Genomic DNA, 26,858 nt, shown 5'->3' on the forward strand with positions numbered 1-26,858 from the left:
GTCCTCACCATTATTTATGCAAAAATACGTGAAATTTGGAAAACATCAAAATATTGCCACGCATTTCAGCCCGTGTTAAGTCACAGAAATTCGTACCTTCGTTTACCAGCTCACTGCATGATGAAAAGATATCGTACGACGAAAGCCCTGCTAACTACCCTCGTCCTCATTACGGCGACACTAGCAGCTACCGCACAGTCTACTTCCACGACGGCAGAAGACATCGCCGCCATCATGACCAAATACGATGCCGTGGGGGCATCCGTCGCCGTAGTGAAGGGAGATGAAATCATCTATAACCAATCCTTCGGATTCAGGGACCTCGCCACACAGGAGCCGCTCGAGAATGACGATGTCTTCCGCATTGCTTCCATTTCCAAATCATTCGTGGCCACTGGCCTCATGCAACTGGTAGATGCCGGGAAGCTTTCGCTCGACGATGATGTGGGCAAGCTAATCGGCTTCCCTATACGCAACCCGAACTACCCCGATTCGGTCATCACCCTGCGCATGGTCTTGTCGCACACCTCAAGCATTAGCGACAAAAACGGCTACTTTACATTAGACACATTCAATCCTGAAAAGAACTCCGATTGGGCAAAAGCCTACAACGACTATGCACCCGGTACCTCCTACCAATACTGCAATCTTAACTTCAACCTCGCGGGCTCCATACTCGAAAAACATAGCGGCGAACGCTTTGACCAATATGTTCGCAAACATGTACTCGAACCCTTGGGCCTGTATGCAAGCTATAATGTGAACGAGCTGGATAGCATGCGGTTTGCCACACTATATACATATGATGCTGACAGCAACCGGTTTATTGCGTCACCCGCCGCCTACCGCTCACCCTCCATGGCATTGAAAGATTACAAGATGGGATACAGTGCTCCCATCTTTTCACCAACAGGCGGTATGAAAATCTCTGCAGCCGATCTGGCCACGTACATGACCATGCACATGAACTATGGCGTGCTTGGCAACACGCGCATCCTATCGAAGGAAAGCGCACGGACCATGCAAACTTCGGTACCGGCGGGTAAAGGATACGGGCTGGCACTGCAAACAAAAGACAATCTGATTTCGGGCGAAATTATGAAGGGCCATACCGGATTGGCATACGGCCTCAACAGCGCGATGTTCTTCCAGCCGCAGGAAAAGTTCGGCTTTGTGGTCATCATCAACGGCAGCCGCACGTCATACACGGACGATTTTCCCGATATCCACCGCGATCTCATTAATTGCCTGTACCGCCATTTCGTATTATGACAATTTATTGCCTACCTTTCCGCTACAGGACTGCTTCTTAGCGGCAGCGGAGAGATCGATAACTATACTTTTATATCCAAAGCGATTAAATTGTTTATAAAAGCAAATTTATCTAAGTTTGCATAGGCATGGGACTCAACTTACAGGCAACCATTGACAAGGATTCCGGATTTTGCTTCGGGGTGGTGTATGCCATCGATATGGCCGAAGAAATCCTTGCGGAAGATGGGTATCTGTACTGCTTGGGCGACATCGTACATAACGATGAGGAGGTGGCTCGCCTCAAAGCCAAGGGACTCCGCATCATCGGCCATGACCAGCTACCTGAGCTGAAAAATGAAAAAGTACTGATTCGTGCACATGGTGAAGCACCCGAAACCTATCGAATTGCACTGGAAAACAACATTACGCTGATCGATGCGTCCTGCCCAGTAGTGCTTAAATTGCAAAACCGGGTGAAGACGTCGTTCGACAAGAAAGAGAAAGTCCTCATCTACGGAAAACACGGGCATGCCGAGGTCATCGGTTTGCAAGGGCAGACCGGTGGCGACGCCCTCGTTTTCCAGGATATCGCCGAATTGGACGGCGTGGAACTCCCCGACAGCTTTACGCTATACAGCCAGACGACCAAGAGCGTGGATAAATTCTACGCCATCAAAGACGAACTGATTAACCGGGGATACGACGTGAAAGCAAACGATACCATATGCCGACAAGTGTCCAATCGATACGAAGACCTGGGCGACTTTGCCCGCAAATACGATAAGGTTGTCTTTGTTTCGGGCAGAAAATCCTCCAATGGGAAGGTGCTGTATGACGTCTGCCTCCAACATAATCCCAATAGCTATTTCGTATCTGACCCGTCTGAATTGAATCCCGAAAATTTTGAGTCGGGCGATACCGTGGGCATTTGCGGTGCCACCTCCACACCGATGTGGCTGATGGAGCAAGTGAAAGCAGCAATAGAAAGTTATTGATGGCTGAAAGAAAACCTAACTTACTTTTGCTGAGGCGCCATCGCTCGAAATTTCGTTAACGCTTCCTTCCACAGTGCTTTGATAATGGTTTCCGGTTCACCGATTTCTTCAGGCGTTTCCCCATGGTAATGCCATATCCACCCGCTAACCCTGTTGTTATGGCGTCTGATAAAATCGGCTATGAAGTTTGGCGAGCCATAGAGCGGTGATATTTCCGTAACCATCAAAGGTATTCGGTTGGATGTAAAGTCGTCGATGGATTTATCGGATGCCGCCACATCGTCCTCCTTCGGGTATAGGTGGATGGTCATGCAGCTTAAGCGGGGACCCATCGTGTTATAAACCGGAAACGAAAGAAAGCCCACCGTCACAAAGTGGCGCGAATCGTATGCGCGGATAGCAGCCGTCAATCGGTCAATCCATTCGCCCAGGACTTCCATCTGCGTTTTCCCGTTGGTGGACAACGCAATGTTCTGCACATAGTTGAACCCACCATAGGGCTCGCCCGGAGTCCAGCCCTCCTCGGGCTTTACCGCCACAATGGGTTCATTCATCAGGTCGTAGCCCAATACGGCGGGGCTATGCCCGACGGCTTTTGCAATTTCTCCCCAAAAAGTCTCGTGTGCTACCCAGCGCGCCTCATCGTCGAGCCCGTTATACCAAATGGGCTGGTCAGCTTCGACGTATGCACCAAGACCAGTAATCAGCAGATACATCCCTACCTCCTCCGATAGACTTACTAGCCGTTGGAGGTTTTCAATCGCACCCGCATTCACCGTTTCGGCATCCAGCAGGAACTCATGGGCTTGGAGATGAACTCGTACGGTGTTTGCCCCCAACCCTTTCATGTCGTACCAGTCTTTGGTAAGCTCCTCCCATCCCGATTCCGACGTCCAAAAGTGCGCTGTTAATCCGTCGCCGCCACCAGCACCATAATTGAGCCCCCATACCCGAAATGTACGGCCGCTTTCGTCTATCAGCTGTCTTCCATCTGCCGTGATATGCTGCAATCGTGTATTTGTAGGTTGCCTGCTCTTTCCATTCTTATAACTTGCACTTAACAATAACAAGAGAACTGTTAATAGAAATAGCTGCCTTAAATGCTGGTTACTTTTCACAAAACGCTTAAACCACAATTTTCGTACCTAACGGTCTTTTCGCTATTCTCTTCTTTTCTTGAGCTTCAAAAGTAGTTCATTACCGTCATCTAAGCATCAAATTGTCACCGTTTTAGGTAGCCCGGCACCATAATTATGTATCTTTGCCCGTCATGAGCAAAGCAAAGAAAGGAATTTTATTGGTCAACCTAGGCACGCCCGACAGTCCTTCTGTGCCCGATGTGCGGCGATACCTAAATGAGTTTCTGATGGACGGCCGTGTCATTGATATCCCGGCATGGCGACGCTTCTTCCTGGTAAGGGGAATCATCGTGCCGTTCCGGGCACCCAACTCGGCCAAGCTTTACCGTGAGGTGTGGGATGAAGCAACTGGGTCGCCCTTACTGCATTATAGTTTGCTCCAGCAACGGTTACTCCAAGAGCGTCTGGGCGATGGATACCATGTGGAGCTGGCCATGCGCTATCAAAACCCGTCCATCGCGTCAGCACTCGCGAAGCTGAAACCGATGAATTTGGAACAGCTGCGTATTATTCCCCTCTTTCCGCAGTATGCTTCGGCAAGTACAGGTTCGGTAATCGACAAAGTGATGGAGCTGATGCGTTCATGGCATACCTTTCCCGAAGTTTCTATTGTCAATGATTTTTACGACAATGAGCTGATGACCGATGTGTTTGTTGAAAATGCAAAGAAGCACGACCCGAAAACTTACGACCATATCTTATTCAGCTACCACGGTTTACCTGTACGGCAGTTAAACGATGTCGCGGCCGATGGAACGCACCGCTGTGAAACGGCAGGTTGCCGCGAACGCATCAACGAACATAACCGCTATTGCTACGTAGCCCAATGTTATGCGACGACCCGGTTATTGGCCGAGAAAATGGGAGTGGGCGCTGACCGTTATACCGTGTGTTTCCAGTCGCGCTTGGGCAAAACTCCCTGGGTACAACCTTATACAACCGATGCACTCAAGAAAGTAGCGGACAACGGGGCGAAACGTCTGCTTGTTTTTAGTCCCGCATTCGTAGCCGACTGCCTCGAAACCATCTACGAGATTGGCACAGAATATGCAATCGAGTTCAAGGAGTTGGGAGGGGAACATGTGCAATTGGTAGAGAGCCTCAACGATCACCCGCTTTGGATATCGGCTTTGGAACGACTGGCGACCGGCGAAACGCCAAACGATTCCTACCTGCACAACCACCCATCGCGCGAATCGAACGTTGTAGAATGAACGGGTAAATGATAGTTTTTAACACCATAGTCTTACTCCTGATAGATTTTTATATCTATAAGGCGCTGCGTGCTACCCAGCTCCAATGGGCAGCCTCACCGCTTTTTCCGAAAATCTGGTGGGGGTACAGCTTATTGCTGACAATCTGCATTTTTGTCAGCATCTATATCAGCATCCCCCTGATGTTTCGATCGATCATCTTGGTGGCATTCTTCCTCACGTTCATCAGTAAGTTTACCTTTATCCTGATCTTGCTTGCCGACGATATCCGACGGGGAGGAGTATGGTTGAAGCGGTTGCTTATACCCAAGAAGCCCAAGAAGGCACAGGTTGAACCGGTGCAAAATAGCGACTCACCATTGCCGGAGAAACCGGTGAAGGGCATCAGCCGTTCCCAATTTCTCACCAAAGCGGGTATATTGGTGGCCGCAGCACCGATGGCTCCGCTTGGATGGGGGGTCATTTCGGGTGCATACGATTACCGTGTGCGCCGAGAGAAGCTTTACCTGCCCAATCTACCCAAGGAGTTCCACGGCATGAAAATCGGCCAGCTGTCTGATGTCCATTCCGGCAGCTTTTACAACAAAACTGCCGTGCAGGGGGGTGTCGATCTACTGTTGGCCGAGAAGCCGGATGTCGTTTTCTTCACCGGAGACTTGGTAAACTACCTAGCCAATGAAATGCGTGACTACCAAGATATCTTCGCCAAAGTACAAGCACCGTTGGGGGTTTTCTCCACATTGGGGAACCACGACTACGGCGATTACCATTTTGGCCCCGAACCATCCACCGCGAAGACAAAAAACCTACAGGACGTGAAAGATGTGCACAGGGTAATGGGTTGGAATCTACTCCTCAACGAAAACCGGAAGCTAAAGATCAATAATGAGGAGATTGGTATTATCGGGGTGGAAAACTGGGGTACAGGACGTTTTCCGAAACACGGACGCCTAGACCTAGCGCTACAAGGTACGGAAGAAGTACCGGTGAAATTACTGCTATCGCATGACCCATCGCATTGGCGAGCCCAGGTGCTCTCGCAGCCTGATGTAGATGTGATGTTCGCAGGCCATACCCACGGCATGCAGTTCGGCGTACGCATGGGCAACATCAAATGGAGCCCCGCACAGTACATTTACAAAGAATGGGCCGGGCTCTATCGGCAAGGGCAACAGCAGCTCTATGTCAACACCGGTTTCGGTTTCCTTGGCTACCCCGGCCGGGTGGGTATCCTGCCAGAAATTACAGTCTTTGAACTGGTTAAAGGGGAACCCCAAAGCCGTACAAGCTGAGGAATTCCCTTTGAATTGTGAATTATTATTCCCCCGTGAATACAAAATTGAATCTACCACCGGGGGCCGTATCGCCGTTTACATAGAAATCCATTATGTTACCGTTCTCCTGCATATTGTCGTTCCATTTGAACTCAATATCCAGTTTTTTGTCTTCGAGGGATAATAGCTGCCTGGCAACTTTAATTTCCAGATAATTTTCATTTACAGCATAAGGTGCTTCCGCCGCTTTTACCCATTCCCATCTGTTCCCTACGTTCTTCTCTACGACCACCGTTTTTGACGAAGGAGATACACGGTTGATGATGTAATCATAACCGTTCCATCCGGTCGATTTATCCCGGTCGGTATCAATAAAAAGCATCATCCAGTTCCTATCTTTATAAGAAGTCAGTTTTTCAGCTGTTTCCACATAAAAATAGATGTGGTCGGCGTCTCTGGCTGTCTTCGCCAACACGATGTCGTTCCTTCCTGTTTGGTTGGTATAGTACATGTTGTTCCTTCCTGGGTGATCCCGATGGAACGTATTGCCCTTATAATGACGGTACTCAGGCAGTACACCTTCCCACTGCTCGGCCGATTTCCCGATTTTGATTGTTTGCGGGGCGGAAACCGTATTCGAGAGTGACATCCCTTTGAATTTTCTGACCCGGTCTACCAGCTGCAAGTAATAGACATCGCCCTTGTCGCCCCATCCTTTGTTAGGTTCGATATCCCGACTCCTCTCCCAATCAAACTGGTCCACGAAAGAAAACGGTTTTCCGGTCCACCCGTGTTCCGGGAGCCATTGTCCGGCGATAAATTCATTCCAGCCGGTGACGAAGACCAACTCCGGGTCGAGCTCATACGCCCTGTCCCATTGCTCCAGGAAATTCCAGCCATATAAATAGCCATCCACCCGCGGGTCGAACCCATTTCTTACCGTATAGCTGCGTCCTTGTGCTCCAGGCAGGTTAAATGCGCTACAATGACCATCTGTTTCCGGGGCCGCATTCTGTGCAATCCCTACAGTCACCTGTTCGAAGGTTCCATCCGGTTGTTTCACGTATCCGTGCTGGGGATAGTTCTCGAGCCAACCCCATTGATTGTCGCGTTTGGGTCCGTCTACATAGTCGGGTTGCCCAGGCCTGAAGGTGAAAAATTCGGCGATCTCCTTATCCTGCTCAGTGTCGGTCAGGTTATCGGGGTATCCCATAATACAGGGCTTCCCTTTCCAGTAAAACCAGAGATTTTCGTACCTACCCGGTTGATACACGTCCCGGTAGAGCTGCCGGAGCGATGTCAGCGAATTCTCGGAATAACCAAACGGGAGCATGAACGCGATCTTCGGAACTTTTACCCCATCTTTCTGCGCCTGGTCCCACGTGCTCATCAACGCCTCGTACGACTCCTGCCAAGTGATACTGCCGTTGGTACAATCGAAAAAGACAGCGTCAACTTTGGCATCGGCAAGCATTTCGGCGTGTTTCCTCAATACCCACGGATCGGTCGTTTTATAGTAACCCAGTAAAGGTTGTTCCCAGAAGAAGAAGCCCGGCTTATGCTTTCCCCATGCCGGATGGTTGTAGTCCTTCATGGCTTCAGGATGCTCGCGGACTATTTCGGTAATATTCTTGACAGTGGTTGTGGTGTCGTCGTTTCCTTGGTGCCATGTCCAATAAAACATAGCCACAAATTTATCCTTTTTATGCTGTGTGTCGGAATATTCCCCGACTTTCCTTCCCAGCGCATCGGTCGCGGACCATTGATCGCTATTTATTTGTTGCGCCCAGGCCGGGAAGCCTGCCAAAAAAGTAATCAGACCACATACAAGGGTAAATTTTCTTAAATTAGCTAACATATGACTTGACTTAAAATTAATAATTACCATTCAATTTCTACCCACCGGGTATTCCATTGCCCCCAAGTTCCTATTCCGTAAGCATAAGAAATGTATTGCCGATTTCCCGGAGCAATATGACCTTTGTGATCCCCACTCCACCCGCAATTATGAATGCCCGGCATCACATTGTCGTGTATATCCGCTATCTTTTTAAATGTCATGCCGTCGTCGGATTGCCAAAGCACGATATACCCGTCCTCTGTCATTCGCGATGCCGTATGGATGGCTTGGAATTTCCCGATATCTTTCCGGTACTTCACATCACTGTGATCTGCGCCAGCAATTCCACTCTTGTCCATTGCTACACCGTGAAGGGTTAGGTTTCCTGGCCAGTCAGGATCGTCGGCAGACGCGGTAGCCACCCGTGTCGTTACCCCTTCGTCATTCCACGAATAATAAAAATAGATCGTATTATCCAACACCACAATGGATGGTTCTCCTGCTCCGAAAGCCGTGGGGTCCCCATCATAATGGATAACCGGCACGGGCTGGGTGCCCCAACCATTGCCTTCCCACTTTTCCCAAGGGCCCAGTGGGCTTTTACCACGTGCCACATAGACGTTATTTTGCGTCATCGCCGGGTTCTCGGTAGAGGTATAGCCGATATAGTAATATCCGTTCCAAAAGGCGACTCCCGGATCACAAACGGAATAGTGATCAGAAGTGAACTCTGTAGGCAGTAACGACATGACCTCAGCTGACCACGTCCGTCCTCCGTCGGTAGAGGTTTGATAAGAGGCTTGATCCCAGAACAGGTCACCGCTCGTTTTGTGTTCCGCCCACATCGCTTGCCAATGTTTATGGCCCGGAACAGGCATTCCGTTCTGATAACTTTCAACCCCCGCAACTTCCCCCTCGTTCAGCCATACTCCCGAATGATCTGTCAAGGCCTCGGAAACCTCCCAAAGATAAGTGCCGGCTGGAAATTTTTCCTCATTCGTTACCCCGATTTTCTCCCCGTCGGCGTAATCAACAAATTTCCCCGTGGCTACCGGCGTTTGCTTGACCACCTCGGAGTAACTCATCTCGTCGTCATCCCATTTGAATATCCGGAATGTCAATCCGCACGGCTGACCGTTCCAGTTCGGGCTGATCACCTTCACGCCCCAAAACGGTTTGTCGGCCATGAATTTTTGCCCTACCGACCCGTACGTAGACACAGATACCGCATGGTGATTGCCTGTCTTGTTGTAAAGACTGTTCCAGGAGCCGTAGAAATCCCCCGGGGCCGCAAACCATGCGTCAATAGATCCGTTATCATTAAGAATGACCGACGGTCCATACCGGTAGGCTCCACCGTCGTAAATGTCCCAACCGTTGCCTTTTAGGCGGAATATGGAATTTGAAGTCCCTCCCTGATTCGCTGTTGTTTTTTCTGTCGCTGTATTGTCTCCACAGGCAAACAACAGGATAACGGCCGAAGCGAGATGGATCTTTCGGATAAGCATCTTCATTTTTTTGTGACTTAACATTTCATTGTGCAGTTCCTGATAATCGTTGAAGCCGGGTATCACTAGAAAACAGGACGCATTATTTCATTCCAATCGTTAATCCCGATAATCGACTTGAACTGATCGAACACTTCGTCTTCTTTTTCCGTGCCGGCAGCTTCGTAAGCGAACCAAACTGGTTTTCTTCCCGCAGGGTCCGTCTCATCGTCGGGAAATCTACGCAGGCCGATCCGCAAGCCGTATTCTACTCGGTTATCGATCCAATTATGCCATTGAATGGCATCAATTCCATCAAGATTCTTCAGCTTTTTCCAAGCATACGCAAAACCTGCCGCCTGCTCCGCTAAGTCCTTATCCTCGTAGGTCCTCGAGTTCGTGCCATTTTCCGATAGCCATAGTGTTCTTTTCACGTTGGCTTCGTACTTGTTTTCGGGTTGTTTTACCCATTGATCAATAACTTCCAGATTTTTGAAAGTGACCAAGGCGCTATTGCTGCTGAAGGTCGCCTTATTGTCATTCCATGTTTTCGGCTCATTGAGATCCTGGGGATAGGGGTGGTAAGCAATACCCCACTGAAAATCTCCTTCCAGTGTACTGAATTGCTGCAAAGCCGTTAACATTTCTTTAGATGAGTAGAGTTCAATCGGGTCTACCCAAGAATGGGTAAATGATCCCATCACCTCGCTATTGGGGTCGTATTGACGAGATATGTTGTGGCAGATCCTCATCGAACGGATGTAGGTATCCAAGTAATTCAACATTGGCTTTCTTCCCATATTGGTCCAAGTAAGACCTGCGTCTACCTCATTGTGCATTATCCACTTATGGATCCTGCCGTATGCATTATCCACGCGATTGTAACGCGATGCGAGGAAATCAATTGCCGCAGCGTAGCAATGAACCCCTTCATCTGTTGTCAGGTTGGGCATGGTATATATACCTTCAGGGGTAAAGTCCGGGTGTTGCAGCAAGCTACCTATCGCCGGATCAGCACATTCAGACGCCTTCTGTACCAAGATAATAGCCGCCACTACAATGCCCTTAGAGGCCGCAAGCTTCAGGGCATTATCTATTGAAGCAAGATAACTGGTCGAAAAATAATACTCTTTTCCGCCGTAAGTATGGGGAATTGTATTAGCCGCGGGGCTGGCGTACATCATCGCAGTAAACGGAATATTTACCGTGATACTGGCGATGCCAAGATCGTCCAAGTCGCTCGCATACTGGTTCATGAAGAATCCACCTAACCCTTTCTTGCTTTGCAAGACGCCGGGAGGCACCGTTTGCACAGATTCAATATCGTCGGCGTACCGCGCATGTGAGTCGATGGACTCCTTGTCGCCTTCCTCCTTTACAACCACCCACCTCGAAAGAAGTCGATCGTATTCCAGACCGCCTTTGATATCCTTCCGAGGCAGCGTAATTCGGAACGCCCCGTTATCTATTGAAACCTTATTTTCAAAATGCGCCTTAATGACCAGCGTATCGTTAGGATAGATTTCACTCAAGCTGAATTTTCCCTCGCCACTGACTTCTCCCGAAATCGTGATTTCAGTCTGATTTACCTTGACGGCGCTGATTCGAGAAGAATAACGCTTTTTCAAATAGGCTGACAATGCCTCCTTTATCGTTTCATCTTTCTGAATCTGTGCTTCCTGCGCGTCAAACTCCTTTTGTTCGTTCGAATTCATCTTCCTGAAATAGATATTCCGGATTTCGACGCGTACCCCACTGTTCGTTCCGAAATCAAGCCGGAGCAGATCCCCGTCTTTCCCCCAAGAGAAGTCTTTGATCGGTTTCTTGAGCACTATCGAGTAGCTTTTCCATGTTGACGCTGCCGGAACCGATATAGCGGAAACTGAGCGCCCTTCCGAAAAAGAGGGCCCGAAAAAGAGTTGCAGTTTATCAATGTCTTTGTTAGACTTATACTCGAATGTAAGCACCACCGAATCTTGGTGGAGCGATTTCGAAATCCCTTTGGTAAGAACATACGGGTCTTCACCGGTGGTGTTGATGGCGTAACTATCTTTTTCCGTCTCAGATATCGTTAGTTGATTGGCCGAATTACCATCCAGTTTCAGGTATTCGATTTTAGGTTTCAATAAGATGGGCGTTTCTACTTCAATCTTCTTCTTGCAGGAAAACAACGAAATTGAAGTGATTATCAACGTGATGAAATAAATATTAACGTGATTTTTTCTCTTCATTTGACCAAATTTCTTCATTTTAATATTACTTCATACTTCCTTTACTTCTAAGATGCCCGCGATATCGCTAACGGGCAAGTCCCTCTAGCGCTTCGCCTCGGTTATGAGGTCCTCGGCATTACGCTAGGCTATAAATTTCAAATGGACTATATTAGCTTGATTCATAATCCTGTAATACGATAGAACCTATCTTATACCGTTTTTTCCCGTCATTGTTGGGATAAGGAAGCTCATAAATCGGCGTGCCATCCTGGTCCCCCACAGAAACGTACAGATCGTATGTACCCGGCAAACATGCTCGTGAGAAAATACCTTTCCTGTCACGGTGGGCAGGCGCGATAACGAAGCTTGATGATAACGCTTGTTCTGCTTTTTTGTCGGGTGGGGACATTGGGAGGTTTTTCAGATTAAACGAGGTGTCGGTCAGTACGGAAACAATCCCACCTTCTTCATCCTTGAGTGTGAAACAAGGATAGCCACCACTATAGCAGGGGGCTACCCCTGCGTTCGCCCATTTACTCTGGATGATAAACGGTTCTCCCTTTCTGATTACCGATGGCCAGCTAATTTCCGGCACTTGCAGTCGGTACCCGATGCGCCGGTTTATCCGGGCAATTAGCTCCTTGTTCTTTTCGTAGAATATATCCGGCCACCAATGGATAGAAAGGAAAGAGGCATGATACTCCTCCACCGCACGTAGGAGGAGCTCATCATCCCACGCTCCTCTTTCGACCGAGCCGCCGAAGTGTTCATGCTCCAGCACCACGGGGAGTGTGGGCCAGAATAGTTGGGCCATCTCGCTGTGGTACCAATTGTTGGGTTCCGGCTGAACCAGGATGCTGTCATCATGGATAGAGACGCCACGCGAAAAAGCGTAGTCGGTAATCGGAAACCGCTCGCCCCTGAGATCGTGTCCCACATAGTCGTCAGAAATACAAAGGAGCGTGTTTTTAAAGTGACGTCGATAGAGATCAATCATCTGCTTCTGCGTGTCAAAACCCCATGAATGGCCGTGCTTCGGTGTAGTGAGTACCGTATGCCCTTCTCCCCACATACCGTAATGGCCGACAAATACATACGCGATATGAGGGTTGTTGTCGTATCTTTCCGCAAGTATCCGGACAAACTTCTCCACTTTCTCAAGGAAAACAGGGTCGTCATAGTTTGGCTCAAGATAGCCGTCTACTTCGTAATGTTCAGCGCCCGCTTCGAAAACCCAACGGGGGGTCCCCGATTCCATCCAATTTTCCGTCGCCGTGATACAAAGTGCTACCTGCCCCCCATTTTCAATCCACCGTTGGGCAGGCGTATCGAGTATTTCCCAGACAAAATTATTCTCTTCCGGTTCAATGAAAGCCCAGGGGAGACGGAGGAACACCGTGTTCATTCCCGGGAAATAACGGACTGTATCGGAGGCGGCCAGCTTAGACCCATAATTTTGGTAGAGGTTGGAATAGAAATAGGTTACCCATCCCATTCCGGGATTAACCAACGCCTCTCCGTGGTCTATCGGTCTCGCATGCTGAATGGCTAAGGGAAGCGTATCAGATGTAGCGGAGAATGCTGTATTATCTATCCTCGGCGCCTGACCTGCTTCCAAACCCGCACCCCATAAGCTGGAGTGGAGCCCCGTAGCCAACCCGGCTGTCGCAAACCCCGCTGTTTTGAAAAATTTCCTTCGGTCGGTCTTCATGTTTCACATATTGATTGCTGATACAACGCAGGAGTCATCCTAAATAATCGCCGGTTTCCGGAAAAACCAAGTCAATAGTTGGCTATCTCGCCATTTAACCAGTTCATGTGATTGATAAAAAACTGGCGATCAACCTCCAGCTCTTTCTCGTACGACCCCATCGGGATCCCGCCGACACTCACACGCGTGTTCATGATATCCCACCGCTTGAAATTCAATTCCTGGGATTTTCCAATAAGCTGGGTCGTTTCGTCGATGTGCTGAAGAATTTGGTCCGTCACAGCGATGTTGTTCCATAGCTCTTTTACCTTGGCTTTAAAATGAGGGTCCTGCAAGAGACGGTCGTAGTAAAATACGTTTGACTCCCAAACGTAATAATTTGCAGGTCTTGGCCTTATCCCGTCGTACCATCCGATTCCGATAGACCATTCGAAATCCCAGACGGGTCCCATAGAGAGCTTCGAATCGTTCATGTCCTCTTTAATCAGATAGACGTTTGTATCCATGTTGGCGAGGATATTCTGGAAAATAAACCACCTGACGAAACTTGATTCATCGATATAACGCCGGTATCCGTTCAGCGGATCAGCAAATGTTTCCGAAGCAAGTATGGACTCGAACTCGTCCATGTGATTTTTAATATAGTGCCATTGATCGTCGCTTAGATCGTCTTCGGGGTCAGGATTCTTGAAGGAGTAGCCGTAACCTCTTAATGCCGACACAAAGTGCTTCGGCTCCTGCTCATAGTATCCGTCACGCTCAAAAATAAAACCCTGGCCCGGGATATCAATACGGTTACTTCCCTGTTCAATCTGCTCGGTAATCTGGTAATTCCCAAGGTACTCTCCATTGAGCACCACTTCTACAAAGTGATCGTCGGGCGTCCATGGGAAATGCATCAACCGGCTCAACTGGAAGGCAATACTGGTACGAAGCAGTGTCTTGTCGCAATAGTTGGCGAGTAGGACCCAATCCTTTGCTTCTTCCATACCCAGAATTGATGCCTTGCTGTCCAATTTCAGTTTATAGGGCTTTTTCGGATAGGTCCACGTGGCGTTTCCCCTTCCCTTTATCCGCAATGAATTTTCTGAGATTATTTCTCCCTCTTTTTTGATAACCATGTTGCCGTTGACATAGTCGTCCTTCGAATCGACCGCTTTTTCATTCTCCGTATCGATGTACAGGACAGGAAGTCCGGTTTCGACCAGCTCGTCACTGAACGTGATTTGAAATGTTGCCTCGCGTTCGCGCGCACGTACGGTTACATCCGATGGCCCCTTTTTGAATATGTTCCCTGTCCACTCCGTTTTGTAGTGGGCGGTCGGCTTCCGCGTGCTGTCGGTATAGACTTCGGATATCTCCAACCCGGTGAAATCTGGCGTCTCTCCGAGCTTGAAAACCGTCCGATCCGGAAGTTTCGCAATTTCGGCATCGACAAATATTTTAGGTGTTAACTTTTCCTTTCCGCATGAAACGAAAAGGAAAGAAAAAACCGAAATCGCTATCAGTGAAATGGGTATGTTGAGTTTCAAATTCTTCATAATAATCTTGTTAGATCCGTACAAGCTCCATATCATCCGACAGGCCTCGGATACGCAGGTTTATCGCCCCCCGGTCACGCAAAAGCGCTGTCCAGAAAAGCGTGCAGTCAGATCAAAAATAAAAAGGAAGGGTTTCGAAAATGAAGCCCTTCCTTTGCCAACGATTAATACGTTGTGATTTCGCCGAAGTACGTCCAGGCACCGCCTGACCAGTTCGTCATAACTTCCACTTTCAAGTAGCGGCCTGCTTGTGGATCCGTCGTCGGGTAATCCAGCTCTTTCGATTGGTCATTCGACATTTCCGCGAGATCGAGGATGGTTGTCCAATTTGTATTGTCCTCACTGATGGAGAAGACCACGTGCTTGGGTTCCGACCCTTTATCGTCCTGTCGATTCCATATCAGGAATCCCTTGATGGCCGGCCTTACCTTCTTCATGTCAACGATAAACCATTGCGGCATTCCATTCTTGCTGCCGTCGAAAGGTTCACTGTGCCAAGGGGTATCTTTGTTGCCATCAAAGATTCTACTGACCGCCCAATCCGCGTTCCATTGCGATTTATAGTCAATTACCTCCCAGGTACTCTTTTCCCAGTCATACTCGCCGGTTGGTTTCGCTCCGGCCCAGGTGGATACATCGGCCACGTATGTATAAGGTGCATCTGCCCAGTTAGACAGCACAGTTACCTTAAAGTATTTGGCGACGACCTTCTGCGGTAGTTCCAATACCTGCATAGTCCGCGAAGCCGGTAATTCCGGTACGTCAAGCACTTCCGTCCAGTTTTCTCCGTCCATGCTGGTCTCGAATTTCACATGCTTCGGAAGGGCATGCTGATCGGGATCCTGCCGGTTAATCCATGAGAATCCTTCGATGAGCTTGTATCCGTTCATGTTTACGGCAAACCATTGTGGCATTCCGCTCAAGTCACTATGCCAATAGGAGTTCCGGTTTCCGTCGTACACGGTTTCAACCCCGAACGCTTCTTGCCATACGGATGAAGAGCCGTGTACCGTCCATAAATTCTCGAGCGCCAGCGGTTCAACATCCCCTTTAATGACGAGATAAACGGTTTTAAACTCATCGTTAACCGGAATCTTATCTCCCGTAGCGGATTGGATAGTAACCGGAACGAGATAATCGTGAGCGAAATCGACTGATGACGGATCGATGGTCACCGTTGCAACATCGGATATCCGGTTGCCATCGGGGATAACAATCTCATTTTTGTCGAGGGTCCATGATCCGTCGGGCAACGACAGGTAATCGGTGCTGTTCTCGTTATTATACTGATCTACCAACGCGTTGTCTACCACAAGATTTACGGTGATTTCACCTTGGTTATAATTGGTAGTGCCGCCATAAGAGACCGACAGTGGGTAGGTAAATGGATCGTCGAGGCTGATCGTCTGTTCTATCGGACCATCAGTCGATCCCGATAGGGACAAGAACATAAACTGTTCCAACTCGATCGATTCTGCGTAAGGTTCACTACAGGAATTAAGAACAAGAATCCCGGACAATATAGTGAACGCTGATTTTACAATATGTTTCATCTGGTTATTTTTTTAAGTTGTCAGATGGAGCCTTTGATGATTACAACAACCATTGCACGGTGTGCTTAACGGTTGTTGTAATCATTTCAGGGTTCATACACCTATTTGCGTTTGATGTAATTAATTCCAGCCTGGATTTTGCCAGTTGGTACCGGTATGGCTTTGCATTTTATTGATTTCTCCCTGAGGGATGGGGTATAAATATAGCTTTTCCTTGTAGGATTCACGGGCAAACCCAATCCGCTCATAGGTAAACGATTCATCAGACTGTTTGGTGATCCGCATACCCGTGACGTAGCGCTCTACATTCTCCATAATTTGCCAGCGGCGTACATCAAAATAACGATGACCCTCATAAGCGAGTTCCACGCGGCGCTCGTTACGGTAACGTTTCTCGAACTCATCTTTCGATAATCCAGCAGGCAGATCGGGCATATTCACCCTCCTGCGTATGGCGTTGACCGCGTCACGGGCGCTCATCGACATCCCGTTGCCGATGTTGATGGCGGCATCCGGATTACCTGTTGATTGATACGCAGCCTCCGCGAAGTTGAGGTACATTTCAGCAAGACGGAACATCCGGATTTCGCCGTCGGCATTATTGTCACGTCCTGATCTCCAGTTGTTGTATTTCCTCAGGTAGTAACCGGTATGAGTAGCGCGTCGGTCGGTAGTCGAGATGGCATCTTTCCCACCCACATAGCTTTGAACGGGATCGGCCGGAGTCAAATCAACTCTCACATTGATCTCCATATCTTTCACATATACGATACTTCCTGCATCCGGCCCCACATCAAACCGCAGCGAGTGGTCGGCAGCGCCCCATTTCCACCAGCTTTCGCTTCGGTAAGGCGTCAAATCCAATTCGAAATCTATCCATTCGTCCGATTTGTTCAAGACCACATTTTCCGGGGTCGATTGTCCGCCTGCTGCACCAGGTGCTTGGAAAAAGAACTGCGCATTGGTAATGTCTCGATTACTTTTGTATTTGAATTTAAGCAATATGGAACCGGAAGAAGCATTGATATCGGTACCCAACGTTGTAGTCGGTGCAAACGGATCTCCGCCGAGCGTTTCGATTCGAAATCCACCGTCCTCTTCAGTAATTGAAATGTTATTTCCCGAGAGCGTCATATTCAATGGGTAGTGGTCGTCCCGGGCAAGACCGGTTGATGCGCCCAATTCCCGCTTAGCTCCGTTGAAATAAACCGTCGCATAGAAGCGAGGGTCCCGGCCTTCATAAGGATTTTCCGGATCGTAACCCGATGCTGTATTGATAATGGGTTGCAGATGCTGGGGATCAGCGTAGCCTGTGATCGGGGGCAATCCGGTAGCCTGCATCTCATAAGCATCCACCAGCTCCTGAGTAGGGCTGGCGCCGGCCGACTGTTGTCCAGGAGTGGAAGGCATGCCGTGGCTTCCCCAGATATTTACATTCGGCCCACCATAAATGGTTTCCTTGTCGCGTGCACGTTGTTCGTCGTGCTGGGTAATGAAATAAAAGTCATAAGTGTTTTGGGCAACGCCGTCGCCGGGAACCTCATCCCACAGTTCATAGCCGTTGGTCAACAGATTTGACAACGCGCTGCCGGTTACTTCAGCAGCTTGGTTCCAAGAATACGTGCCATCGGCAAACAACGGGCTAGCTGCGTATAGCGCTGCCTCCGAACGGATGGCTTGTACCACAGCGCGGTTCATAATGAAATTCTCGCCGACACGTACCGTCCAAGAAAACCCCAGTGCTGCTTCCGGCGCGCTCATTGCTGCGTCGCAATCCGCAAGGATTTGGTTTACGACCGCTGATACCGGTGCACGGCTGTCCTGCCCGAAGTCATGGTCGATCTCGTAAGATTCAGTAATCAACGGAACGGCACCATAGCGTTTGATCAACTGCAGGTAATAGAGTGCCCTGAGCGTGTGCGCCTGTGCTTTCCACGAGGTTATTTCATCCTCCAACGACGCTAAATCGGCCGCCGAAACACCCTCGATCCGTTTTAGAAAAATATTACACTTTCTAATGGATTGGTAGATTCCCCCCCATGGCTGTCCATCTACGTTGGAATAATTCGCCGCAGAGAAAGCATCTACATACCAAAATGATGGTAATGTCCCCTGAAAAACCCGTTCCGAACTTTGCGCTTCATCCGTAAGCGCCGAGCGGTTGATATCGGGAAAAATACGCGAATCATAGCACGAGTTCAGATACCCTCTTACCCCATTCCTGGTTTTGAAGAGCTCATCGAGCGAGGAGCGCCCGTCATACTCGAGCTCCAGCAGTTTATTGCAGGACGGAGTAAAACATGCGACCAACGCAATTATGGAGAAGATAATATATTTTTTCATTATCGTCATTTTTAAAATTTAATACTTAATCCCACGTTGTACAAACGATATACGGGAATCCCTTCTATGCCTCCATCGTAATGTCCTTCCGGCCCATAAATATCATGGTCAAGCTTATCCCAAGTAAATAGGTTTTGACCACTCAGATAGACCCTTATTCCGTTGTAGGCTTTGAACGTATAACCCATTTCCAAGTTCTTTAGCCGAAGGTAAGATTTGTCTTCGAGGAAGAAATTACTGGCTTCGTGATTGGAGTTCTTCTGAGCAGACAACGCCGGATACGTGATATCCTCTCCGTTTGCATAGCGTTCAGGCGTCCAAGCCGTTTTATGCCACTCCGAATACATGCCTTCAAAGCTATATTCTACCCGACTGTTGGACATGTCAATCGTCCAGTAATCGGCAATGCCTTGGAAAAGGAAATTCAGGTCAAAGCTTTTGTATTTGAATCCGCCATGGAAAGCATAGAAGAAGTTTGGCAAGGCTCCTTTACCGAGAGGCACTTTATCTTTGTCATTGATTTTGCCGTCGGCATTGAGGTCGTAGTATTTCAGGTAACCGGGCCTTGGCGTACCAATTTCATAGACCAACCCGCTGTTGTTAATCTCTTCCTGGCTGTTGAAATAGCCGTTTCCGTTGTGGTCGTCAACCATGTAACCCCATTGTTGACCAAGAGGATAGCCCTCTTGGCGGATCCGGTACGCGAAATCTTCTGCCCGTTCACTTTCGTCCCAGAAAATGATCTGGTTCTTATTGTGAGCAAACCATCCGCCCAAAGAGACGGTCAAATTTCGGTTAATATCCCTCGTAAAATCAAGCGCGACCTCATAGCCCTTATTTTCATAAACTCCCACGTTGGTTCTCGGATAGTTTACGAGTGGTACACCTTGGTAATCAGGAGTTCTTGAAATAGCGCTGGTAACACCGTTTTCTGTCCGCTCGTTATACATATCAACTGTCAGCGTGAGGTTGTTCAACAGGGAGAGGTCAATTCCCAAATTCTTCTTGGTAATGATTTCCGGATCGAGCAGGGGGTTGGCAACCTGGCCTTCGTTCACGTTATGGCCGCCTAAAAATCCGAATCCACCGCCTGTCAGCGTTACATTATCAAGATAAACGTATCGGCCTATTCCTCGGTCATTACCTGCTTTACCCCACGAACCACGGAGTTTCAAATAGGTAAGCACTGGGTTTTCTTTTAAAAACGATTCATTGGAAGCCACCCAGCCGGCAGAAACTGCGGGAAACGCGGTGAATCGGTTTTCGCTGGAGTACTGTTCCGAACCGGAATAACCCAGATCGAATTTAACCAAATACCGGTCGTCAAATCCGTAGCCCACACTCACGCCGGAATTTACCCGTTTGTAAGGCAATCCACCACCCGCTTTATTGAGGTGTTGGTAAAAACTGTAAGCCATAGCCGTTACATCGTGTACGTCTTTGAACCTCCGGTGATAATTCAAAACACCTTTATAGTTCAGGTTATAATAAAAGCTCGTACTGCTTCTGTACTGCAAAGGCGTATTCACCTGTGTCCGTATCTTTTCAAACTCTAACTCGGAATAATCTTTGGTACGCACCCACTCCTCATAAGTGCGGTTGGCGAATAATCCTTTAACCGCATTGGTCTGGTAGCCGTAGCTGCCGCTCAGGCTCAACCCGGGTGTTACAAAACTCAGGTCGAGCTTTGGCGCAAACTGTGCATAGATATTGGTGACGGTATATTGGTCGTACCCTAGGCGGTTGATGACAGCCCAAGAGGTAATCGGTTCCGTTTCCGTAACAACCACTTCACCCCCAGATATATCACCGGTTTCGGGGTCTTGAACCAACGGCGTGGTCGGCCCATAATTATAAGGTGGTAAAGTGAAGAACCGATACCATATCCGCTTAGCAAATCCGTCCCAACTACCGCCATAAGTCAGCGACACCGCGTTGCCCCCGGGCGTTCTCTCCCGCTTGATGTTACCACTGAGATTCACACCGATGGATAGGTATTTATTTAAGTTCACGTCGACATTTGAGCGGATGTTCGCCCATAGAAAATTGTTGTTTGGATTGTAATCGGTAGTTGTCGGATCTACCTTCCACATACCATCCTGCCGCAATACATTCACGTTGGTGTAAAAAACGGCTTTATCCCCGCCACCTGTAAGATTAACGTTCACACGGCTCATTTGGGTGATATCTCTGGCGCTCATCGCTCTCCAGTTGTTATCGGGGAAAAAACTCCGGTCCTCACCCGCAACGAATCCCTCTTCCGCAACTTGGCTAAAATACGAGTACCTCCCATTGCCGTCGTTGTAACCCGCCTGGTTCCGCAGGCGCACGAAATCGGCCGAACTGATGTGAGGTGGGGTCGTCGTCCGCTGCTCGAATGTATGGTTTATTTCCGCGTCGATTTTTAACGGCTGTTTGACTCCGCGCTTCGTTGTAATCACAATCACACCGTTAGCTCCATGAATCCCATACAACGCCTGCGCAGATGCATCTTTCAATACGTTGATCGTCTCGACTTCGTTGGCCGTGATGTATTCGAAAAGCTGATTTGCGTTATAATCATACGGGAAGCCATCGATGACAATCATTGCTGTCCCGCCGTTAGGCGACGAACTGCCCCTCACATACAGCTCCGTGTTGGTTCTTGCCGGTTCCGAGTAGGTTTCGCGAGTGAACAATCCGGGTATACGTCCGGCAAGCGACATGGAGAGGTTTCCAACCGGAGAGCGACGTAGCTCTTCGCCCGTTACGCTGTAAGTGGCATCGGTAACCAACGTCTTCCGCTGGGTATAATTTCCGAAGTGCACTTTCTCGTCCAGATCGTACGTTTCGGCACGCTTCATGTTCACGTCCAGTACCCCATCAGTAACTTCATGTGTTTGCGAAACATAGCCGCGGAATGAGAACGCCAGGTGCGTACTGCCGTCATCAAGTTCCAACTCATAATTACCGTCTTTATCGGTTGCGGCAACATTTTTGCCATTCGATGAGGCGACGATTACCCCTTGCAGTATGGAGCCATTTTCATCTTTGACTGTTCCGCTGACCTGCGCGTGAAGGACCCCCACCCACAAGAACAACAAAACCAATGAAAATATAGCTTTATTTGTTGAATTATTCATAAAAGAATCTCGTTTTTGAATTAATTATCAAATTACCACTCCGGATTCTGCCAGTTTTCCCCGGTCAGACCTATCATGATATTCGCATCGTCCAACGGTATGGGGAACCACATGAATTTACGCGCATAGCTCAGCCGCTCGCGAGATACGGGTACCCTGGCGTACGTGTAAGATCCATCTCCGTTGCGCGTGATATCCACTGCGGTAATCCAGCGGTCAGTCTTCTCAAGGTTTCCATCGGGTGTATTCCAACGACGTACATCAAAGTACCGATGTGCTTCAAACGCAAGCTCCACCCGGCGCTCATTACGGATACGTAATAGGAGCTGATCTTTAGAAAGGCCTTGCGGCAACTCGGGCATATTTACACGTCGGCGAATCGCATTGACAGCAACATACGCCTCGTCCAGGTGACCCGCTTCCGCAGCCGCTTCTGCAAGATTCAGATAAATTTCGCCTAACCTCATCACTTTCGGAGCAGCCATGCCTGCGGTTACCACTTCCTGTCCAGAATTCGGATGCATGAATTTCCGGAGGAAATAACCGGTACGGGTGGCTTTCCGTGTCGTGGGGTGCCTGCCTGTCTGGGGTTCTCCCGTCCAGGTAGCAATCACCCTCGTGCGATAGCCCTTGCCGGCGGGATAGTTTTCAATGCTTCCGGTGGTTTCATCAAAAGGCCAGTATGCTTTGCGCTTTGAACCGTTGTAATAGATCGACGCATAAAATCGCGGATCACGATTTTCATACGGGTCTTGCTCGTCATATAGCGTGTTGTTGGAATTAAAGTTGGGCTGCAGGTGCGTCACTTCATCGATATAAGGCTTCGCTAAATTGAGAATGGGTTGTCCGTCAATAGTTTCAAAACAATCCACGATTTCCTGCGATGGGCACGAACCTGATTTATATTGATTTTGGGCGCCCACACCGTCTGTACCGAATCCGTCTTGCCCGGCATTGGTCTGATAAATCGTCTCCTTGTCTGTCGGGTTGTTTTCGTACGTCATGCTGTTAGAGAAATACTCATTGAAAAGCTTAGCCCCATCGTTTGGAAGAAATACATCCGGATTGTCGCTCCAAGATGGGAAGTTGACCTTGTCGTACAGTTCATACCCGTTCGCTCTCAGGTTAGCGAGCGCTTCCTTATTGATTTGATATGCCTTGTCCCAATAATCGTTTCCTTCATTGTACAGTGGGCTGGCCGCATAAAGCGACATCCTCGATTTAAGGCCTTCTGCTACCGCTTTGGTGAACCTGAATGCCTCGGCACCGGTAGTGATGCGCCAGGGTAATTCAGGAGCTAACAACGCCTTATCACAATCTTCGATAATAAACTGCACCACATCGTAGTAGGAGCTGCGAACCGTTTGCGAAAAATCATCTTCATAGCCATGTGCTTCCCTTACGATAGGGAGCCCACATCCGAAAAATTTAAGCAGTATGGAGTAATAATAAGCCCGAAGCAAATGAGCCTCAGCCTTCCATCTGGCACGGTTCGATTCACTCCGTACCGTTGCCGCGTCAATCTGGCCAAGGAATACCGAACATTTACGGATGCCTTCCCACATACGTACCCAGTAATTACCATTGCCCCAATCAGCAAACTCTTGATTAAAATGTAGGGCAGCCGATACGTTTCCGCTATAATGCTTCCCGGAGGTAATCCAGGGCTCGGCCTCCGCATCCGTATCCCATGATTCGTCGCTCCAGTCTACCGGTCCGCGCATGTGGAAGAAATACGATTTCCCTTCGCCGGGGATATAGGCGTAACAGGAATTCAAATAGGCGGCAACCTTTTCGTCATCTTTAAAGACATCCGTCAGGGAAATCTTCCCGTCCGGCGCCTGATCCAAAACATCCGAGCATCCACTAACCACTATTAGTGCAACCAATGCCAGGGTTTTCTTTATTTTAAGAATATGATCAATCATAACAATATCTTTATTACAGTGTCCTTAAGGTCAGAATTTAATATTGGCACCGAAGCTGAAGATCGAGGTCTGCGGATAACCGATCGAGTCGTCGTTTTCCGGGTCGAGGTGTGTCGGCCTGAATTTGGGTGACCACGTAAATACATTCTGTCCATTCACAAACACCCTCATGTTGGAGACTCCTATTAACCGCAGTGAATTTTCCGGTAGCGTATAACCCACCTCAAAGTTTTTCAGCCGGAAAAGATCTCGATCGAAGATAAAGAACGAGTTCGCCCGGTGGTTTACACCTTCCTCAGAGTGCAGTGCCGGATAGGTAATCTCTTCTCCGTTTTTCCAACGCTCTTCGGTCCATGCCTTCTTGTGGTATGGAAAATAAGTGCCTTCGATCGTTGTTTCATAGGTACCCTGTGCCGCAAATCCCGAATTGAATTTACCGAGCCCCTGGAAGAAAACATAGGCATCAAATGCTTTCCATTCGGCCGAAAATGAAAAGCCATAGCTATACCGGGGAATATGTCCAACACCGATGGGGGCTTGGTCCTTGTCATCAATTACCTTGTCACCGTTCAGGTCTTTGTAAACGAAATCACCGGGCCGCGGTGTGCCGAATCCGTACGTCACGCGGTCCGGATTCGCCAACGATTCTTCGTTCCAATACCCACCATCTTGATCCCAGTCAATGAGGTATCCCCAAGCCTGTCCGATTGGATAACCTGTTCCACGGTATTTGTATGCATAAGTTTCGTCGCGCGGCACCTCATCAACGTTGGTGCGTTTATTTCGGTTATAAGAAAGCTGTCCTCTGAAGTGAAGAGACAAATCCGGGCTGACTGTTTTGTTGTAACCCAACTCTATCTCGTACCCTTGGTTCAACACTTCGCCCATATTCACTCTGGGTATGTTGTTAAGCGGAACACCCTGCCAAACGGGGATACTGTTTCGCCGTAGGAGGATCTGTGAGCGATTCTCACGGAAGAAATCAACCTGTCCCGTAATGTCTTTCATGATGGAAAAATCCAATCCTAGGTTATACTTATTGGCAACCTCCCACGTAAGCATCCGATTACCCAACAAGCCTTCGTTCACCCGTCTGCCCGCAGCGAGACTGCCGGAGAATCCACCGCCTCCCACCGTGATATCGTCTAAATAGAGGAAACGGAGGTTGCCCATCTTATCATTCCCTACTTTTCCGTAAGAGGTCCTAATTTTCAGGAACGTAATGTAGGGGTTGTCTTTCAAGAACGGCTCTTGACTGATTGCCCACCCGATCGATCCCGAAGGGAAGAAGCCGAACCGGCTTTCCGGAGAGAACTGCTCTGATCCGTTATAACCGAAGTTGACTTCAGCGAGGTAGCGTGTATCGTAGTCATACGTTGCCCGGCCGGCAAAACCGAGTACGTTGAAAGGAATGGCAGCCCCCCCGTCATCCCAGTAGTCCCGGTCGCCACGAAGCATACCGCCTACGTTATGTTTGCCAAACGACCGGTTATAAAGAAGCTGTCCTTGGAAGTTCACATTGTACCTTGCGCCCTGCCCATAGCTTAACCAGAAGTTGTCTTGTCTCAATTGGAAAACCGAGAAGGAAAGTTCATCGGTCTCCGGATCGATAAACGCTTGGTATTCGGTTTGACTTCTATTGCCTCTGACTCGGTTTTCGCCCTTTGCATCGTATGAGATCATTCCTTTCAGTGACAACCCTTTGGTAATGCCGTCCAGATTGAAGTCAAGCCCAAAGGAAGAGTTCAGGTTAGAGCGGGTCTCCAGGTTATAACCATACCAGTTCATGATCGTGAAAGGTGAGCGGTCTAAATAATGTCCGCTGTTCAAGTAAGTCGGGTCGAGCGGCAGATTGGGAGGAACGCCGAAACCGGGAATCGTCATGGGACCGGGTGTTATCGGCAACATGGTTTGTGCTTGATACATCATGTCGCGCACCAGCCAGTTCTGGTCACCACCGTACATTATAGCGGCATTCGGCATGTTTACTTTCTCAATGTAAGTGCCTAAGTTGACAAACGCTTTAAGCCATTTGTTCACTGTATAGTCCACATTTGACCGGAACGAATAGCGGTCCAGTTTAAATGACGGATCATACTTCAAGATATCTTCGGACACTGTATTCATGTTTCCCCCCTGATGCAGGTAGCCGACATTCAAGAAGTAGGTGATTCTATCTGTACCTCCACTCAAGTTGGTATTTAAGTTGGTCTGTGGCGACCACCTTCTCACCAGCATCCGATACCAGTCGTTATCGGGATACATCCATTTCCTCAACGCAGCCTGTTCTTCATAATCTGGCGCAGTCGGGTCCAATCCAGCAAGTGGATTTTCGAACTTGGCGATAATGTCGGGGGTAAATGGTGCCTCAAATCCGTCATTCTCCATGGCCATGTTACGCAGTTTCATGTATTCGATCGATCCTGGCATTTCCGGTTCGCGGGTGAGCCTAGAATAACTTTGGGTGACATTGGCGGAGAGTTCAGGCTTCCCTACTTTTCCTCGCTTCGTCGTGATGATCAACACGCCGTTCGCACCACGTACCCCGAATATCGCTGTTGCCGAAGCGTCTTTCAACACCGAGATCGATTCTACTTCATTGATATCGAGGGTACGGATGTTATCCCTAGGTACGCCATCGATCAAAATCAGCGGGTTGGTACCGTTGATGGTTGCGGCACCCCGGAGGTACATGGTCGCGTCGTCGACGCCCGGTTGGCCGCCCACGCGCTGCATGGATGTAAGGCCGGCAACACGTCCGGCGAGCGCGTTAGCAAGGCTGGCCGACGAGGATACGCGCAGCTCTTCCGGACTGACCGAAGAAACGGCGCCGGTAACGGTCACCTTCTTCTGTACGCCGTAGCCAATGACCACGACTTCGTCCAGCCCCACATTATCGGGCATCAACTGCACATTAACGGGTGAGCTGTTAGACACGGGCAATTCCTTGTCGATAAAACCGACTAGGCGAAACAACAACGTGTCGCCAATCCGAACTCCGGCCAACGTAAATGCGCCATTGAGATCAGTGGACACGGCAGCGGATCGGTGTTTCACGCTGACGGTTACGCCATCCAAAGGCCCCTGCTCATCGCTCACTTTCCCACTGATGCTCACTACTTGTTGTGCCACCGATATCGCCGGAAATGACATGATGAATAAGGCAGCAAAAAAAGCAAACATCCATGGTTTGGCTTTATTTGGTAAACGTTTAAGCATAATACATAATTTTTAAGTTAATTTT

General features: G+C 48.9%; 15 protein-coding genes. 4 read left to right on the forward strand and 11 right to left on the reverse strand.

The genetic code is table 11. The features are described 5' to 3' along the window. Positions 1 to 117 precede the first annotated feature (117 nt). On the forward strand, positions 118 to 1,272 hold the full coding sequence (locus VNQ80_RS16230; protein WP_325640559.1) for a serine hydrolase domain-containing protein: 1,155 nt from the start codon (positions 118 to 120) through the stop codon (positions 1,270 to 1,272). A 128-nt stretch (positions 1,273 to 1,400) separates the two neighbouring features. Then, positions 1,401 to 2,249 carry a 4-hydroxy-3-methylbut-2-enyl diphosphate reductase gene (locus VNQ80_RS16235; protein ID WP_325640561.1) on the forward strand — a complete coding sequence of 283 codons (849 nt, stop codon included), beginning with the start codon at positions 1,401 to 1,403 and terminating at the stop codon, positions 2,247 to 2,249. Between the two features lie 20 nt (positions 2,250 to 2,269). Here VNQ80_RS16235 and VNQ80_RS16240 read toward each other — a convergent pair whose 3' ends face one another. Then, entirely contained in the window at positions 2,270 to 3,259 is a 990-nt protein-coding gene (locus tag VNQ80_RS16240; RefSeq protein ID WP_325640563.1) for a cellulase family glycosylhydrolase, read from the reverse strand. A 260-nt stretch (positions 3,260 to 3,519) separates the two neighbouring features. On the opposite strand from VNQ80_RS16240, the gene hemH reads away from it, so the two are divergent. After that, positions 3,520 to 4,602: a ferrochelatase gene (hemH, locus tag VNQ80_RS16245; RefSeq protein WP_325640565.1), complete on the forward strand. Its 1,083-nt coding sequence runs from the start codon at positions 3,520 to 3,522 to the stop codon at positions 4,600 to 4,602. Positions 4,603 to 4,610: 8 nt separating this feature from the next. Further along, complete coding sequence (locus VNQ80_RS16250; RefSeq protein WP_325640567.1) at positions 4,611 to 5,894, forward strand: metallophosphoesterase; 1,284 nt, start codon at positions 4,611 to 4,613, stop codon at positions 5,892 to 5,894. A gap of 25 nt (positions 5,895 to 5,919) precedes the next feature. Here the strand turns inward: VNQ80_RS16250 and VNQ80_RS16255 are convergent, their stop codons facing one another. From VNQ80_RS16255 to VNQ80_RS16300, 10 genes are all read right to left on the reverse strand, one after another. After that, on the reverse strand, positions 5,920 to 7,734 hold the full coding sequence (locus VNQ80_RS16255) for a hypothetical protein (RefSeq protein ID WP_325640569.1): 1,815 nt from the start codon (positions 7,732 to 7,734) through the stop codon (positions 5,920 to 5,922). Between the two features lie 23 nt (positions 7,735 to 7,757). Further along, complete coding sequence (locus VNQ80_RS16260; protein ID WP_325640570.1) at positions 7,758 to 9,224, reverse strand: hypothetical protein; 1,467 nt, start codon at positions 9,222 to 9,224, stop codon at positions 7,758 to 7,760. A 65-nt stretch (positions 9,225 to 9,289) separates the two neighbouring features. Further along, positions 9,290 to 11,434, reverse strand: coding sequence for a DUF5722 domain-containing protein (locus VNQ80_RS16265; RefSeq protein WP_325640572.1), 2,145 nt, complete (start codon positions 11,432 to 11,434; stop codon positions 9,290 to 9,292). A gap of 151 nt (positions 11,435 to 11,585) precedes the next feature. Further along, on the reverse strand, positions 11,586 to 13,127 hold the full coding sequence (locus VNQ80_RS16270; protein WP_325640574.1) for a beta-galactosidase: 1,542 nt from the start codon (positions 13,125 to 13,127) through the stop codon (positions 11,586 to 11,588). Between the two features lie 71 nt (positions 13,128 to 13,198). Then, a complete protein-coding gene (locus VNQ80_RS16275; RefSeq protein WP_325640576.1) occupies positions 13,199 to 14,668 on the reverse strand; it encodes a CotH kinase family protein in 1,470 nt (489 codons plus the stop codon). Between the two features lie 164 nt (positions 14,669 to 14,832). Next, positions 14,833 to 16,221 carry a discoidin domain-containing protein gene (locus VNQ80_RS16280; protein ID WP_325640578.1) on the reverse strand — a complete coding sequence of 463 codons (1,389 nt, stop codon included), beginning with the start codon at positions 16,219 to 16,221 and terminating at the stop codon, positions 14,833 to 14,835. Positions 16,222 to 16,341: 120 nt separating this feature from the next. Next, a complete protein-coding gene (locus VNQ80_RS16285) occupies positions 16,342 to 18,564 on the reverse strand; it encodes a RagB/SusD family nutrient uptake outer membrane protein (RefSeq protein ID WP_325640580.1) in 2,223 nt (740 codons plus the stop codon). Between the two features lie 11 nt (positions 18,565 to 18,575). Next, the gene (locus VNQ80_RS16290) at positions 18,576 to 21,686 is read right to left on the reverse strand and encodes a SusC/RagA family TonB-linked outer membrane protein (RefSeq protein WP_325640582.1); all 3,111 of its coding nucleotides are present in this window, start codon (positions 21,684 to 21,686) and stop codon (positions 18,576 to 18,578) included. Between the two features lie 32 nt (positions 21,687 to 21,718). Beyond that, positions 21,719 to 23,614, reverse strand: coding sequence for a RagB/SusD family nutrient uptake outer membrane protein (locus tag VNQ80_RS16295; protein ID WP_325640584.1), 1,896 nt, complete (start codon positions 23,612 to 23,614; stop codon positions 21,719 to 21,721). Between the two features lie 30 nt (positions 23,615 to 23,644). Continuing rightward, positions 23,645 to 26,833, reverse strand: coding sequence for a TonB-dependent receptor (locus VNQ80_RS16300; protein WP_325640586.1), 3,189 nt, complete (start codon positions 26,831 to 26,833; stop codon positions 23,645 to 23,647). Positions 26,834 to 26,858: the final 25 nt, after the last annotated feature.

Source organism: Parapedobacter sp. (genome assembly GCF_035556095.1).
In the GTDB taxonomy this organism is placed as follows: Bacteria; Bacteroidota; Bacteroidia; order Sphingobacteriales; family Sphingobacteriaceae; genus Parapedobacter.

Bases quoted from the DNA above. Each gene is read 5' to 3' on its own strand.
- VNQ80_RS16230 (WP_325640559.1), top strand. From the start codon at position 118: ATGATGAAAAGATATCGTACGACGAAAGCCCTGCTAACTACCCTCGTC.
- VNQ80_RS16235 (WP_325640561.1), top strand. From the start codon at position 1,401: ATGGGACTCAACTTACAGGCAACCATTGACAAGGATTCCGGATTTTGC.
- hemH (WP_325640565.1), top strand. From the start codon at position 3,520: ATGAGCAAAGCAAAGAAAGGAATTTTATTGGTCAACCTAGGCACGCCC.
- VNQ80_RS16250 (WP_325640567.1), top strand. From the start codon at position 4,611: ATGATAGTTTTTAACACCATAGTCTTACTCCTGATAGATTTTTATATC.
- VNQ80_RS16255 (WP_325640569.1), bottom strand. From the start codon at position 7,734: ATGTTAGCTAATTTAAGAAAATTTACCCTTGTATGTGGTCTGATTACT.
- VNQ80_RS16260 (WP_325640570.1), bottom strand. From the start codon at position 9,224: ATGCTTATCCGAAAGATCCATCTCGCTTCGGCCGTTATCCTGTTGTTT.
- VNQ80_RS16265 (WP_325640572.1), bottom strand. From the start codon at position 11,434: ATGAAGAGAAAAAATCACGTTAATATTTATTTCATCACGTTGATAATC.
- VNQ80_RS16270 (WP_325640574.1), bottom strand. From the start codon at position 13,127: ATGAAGACCGACCGAAGGAAATTTTTCAAAACAGCGGGGTTTGCGACA.
- VNQ80_RS16275 (WP_325640576.1), bottom strand. From the start codon at position 14,668: ATGAAGAATTTGAAACTCAACATACCCATTTCACTGATAGCGATTTCG.
- VNQ80_RS16280 (WP_325640578.1), bottom strand. From the start codon at position 16,221: ATGAAACATATTGTAAAATCAGCGTTCACTATATTGTCCGGGATTCTT.
- VNQ80_RS16285 (WP_325640580.1), bottom strand. From the start codon at position 18,564: ATGAAAAAATATATTATCTTCTCCATAATTGCGTTGGTCGCATGTTTT.
- VNQ80_RS16290 (WP_325640582.1), bottom strand. From the start codon at position 21,686: ATGAATAATTCAACAAATAAAGCTATATTTTCATTGGTTTTGTTGTTC.
- VNQ80_RS16295 (WP_325640584.1), bottom strand. From the start codon at position 23,614: ATGATTGATCATATTCTTAAAATAAAGAAAACCCTGGCATTGGTTGCA.
- VNQ80_RS16300 (WP_325640586.1), bottom strand. From the start codon at position 26,833: ATGCTTAAACGTTTACCAAATAAAGCCAAACCATGGATGTTTGCTTTT.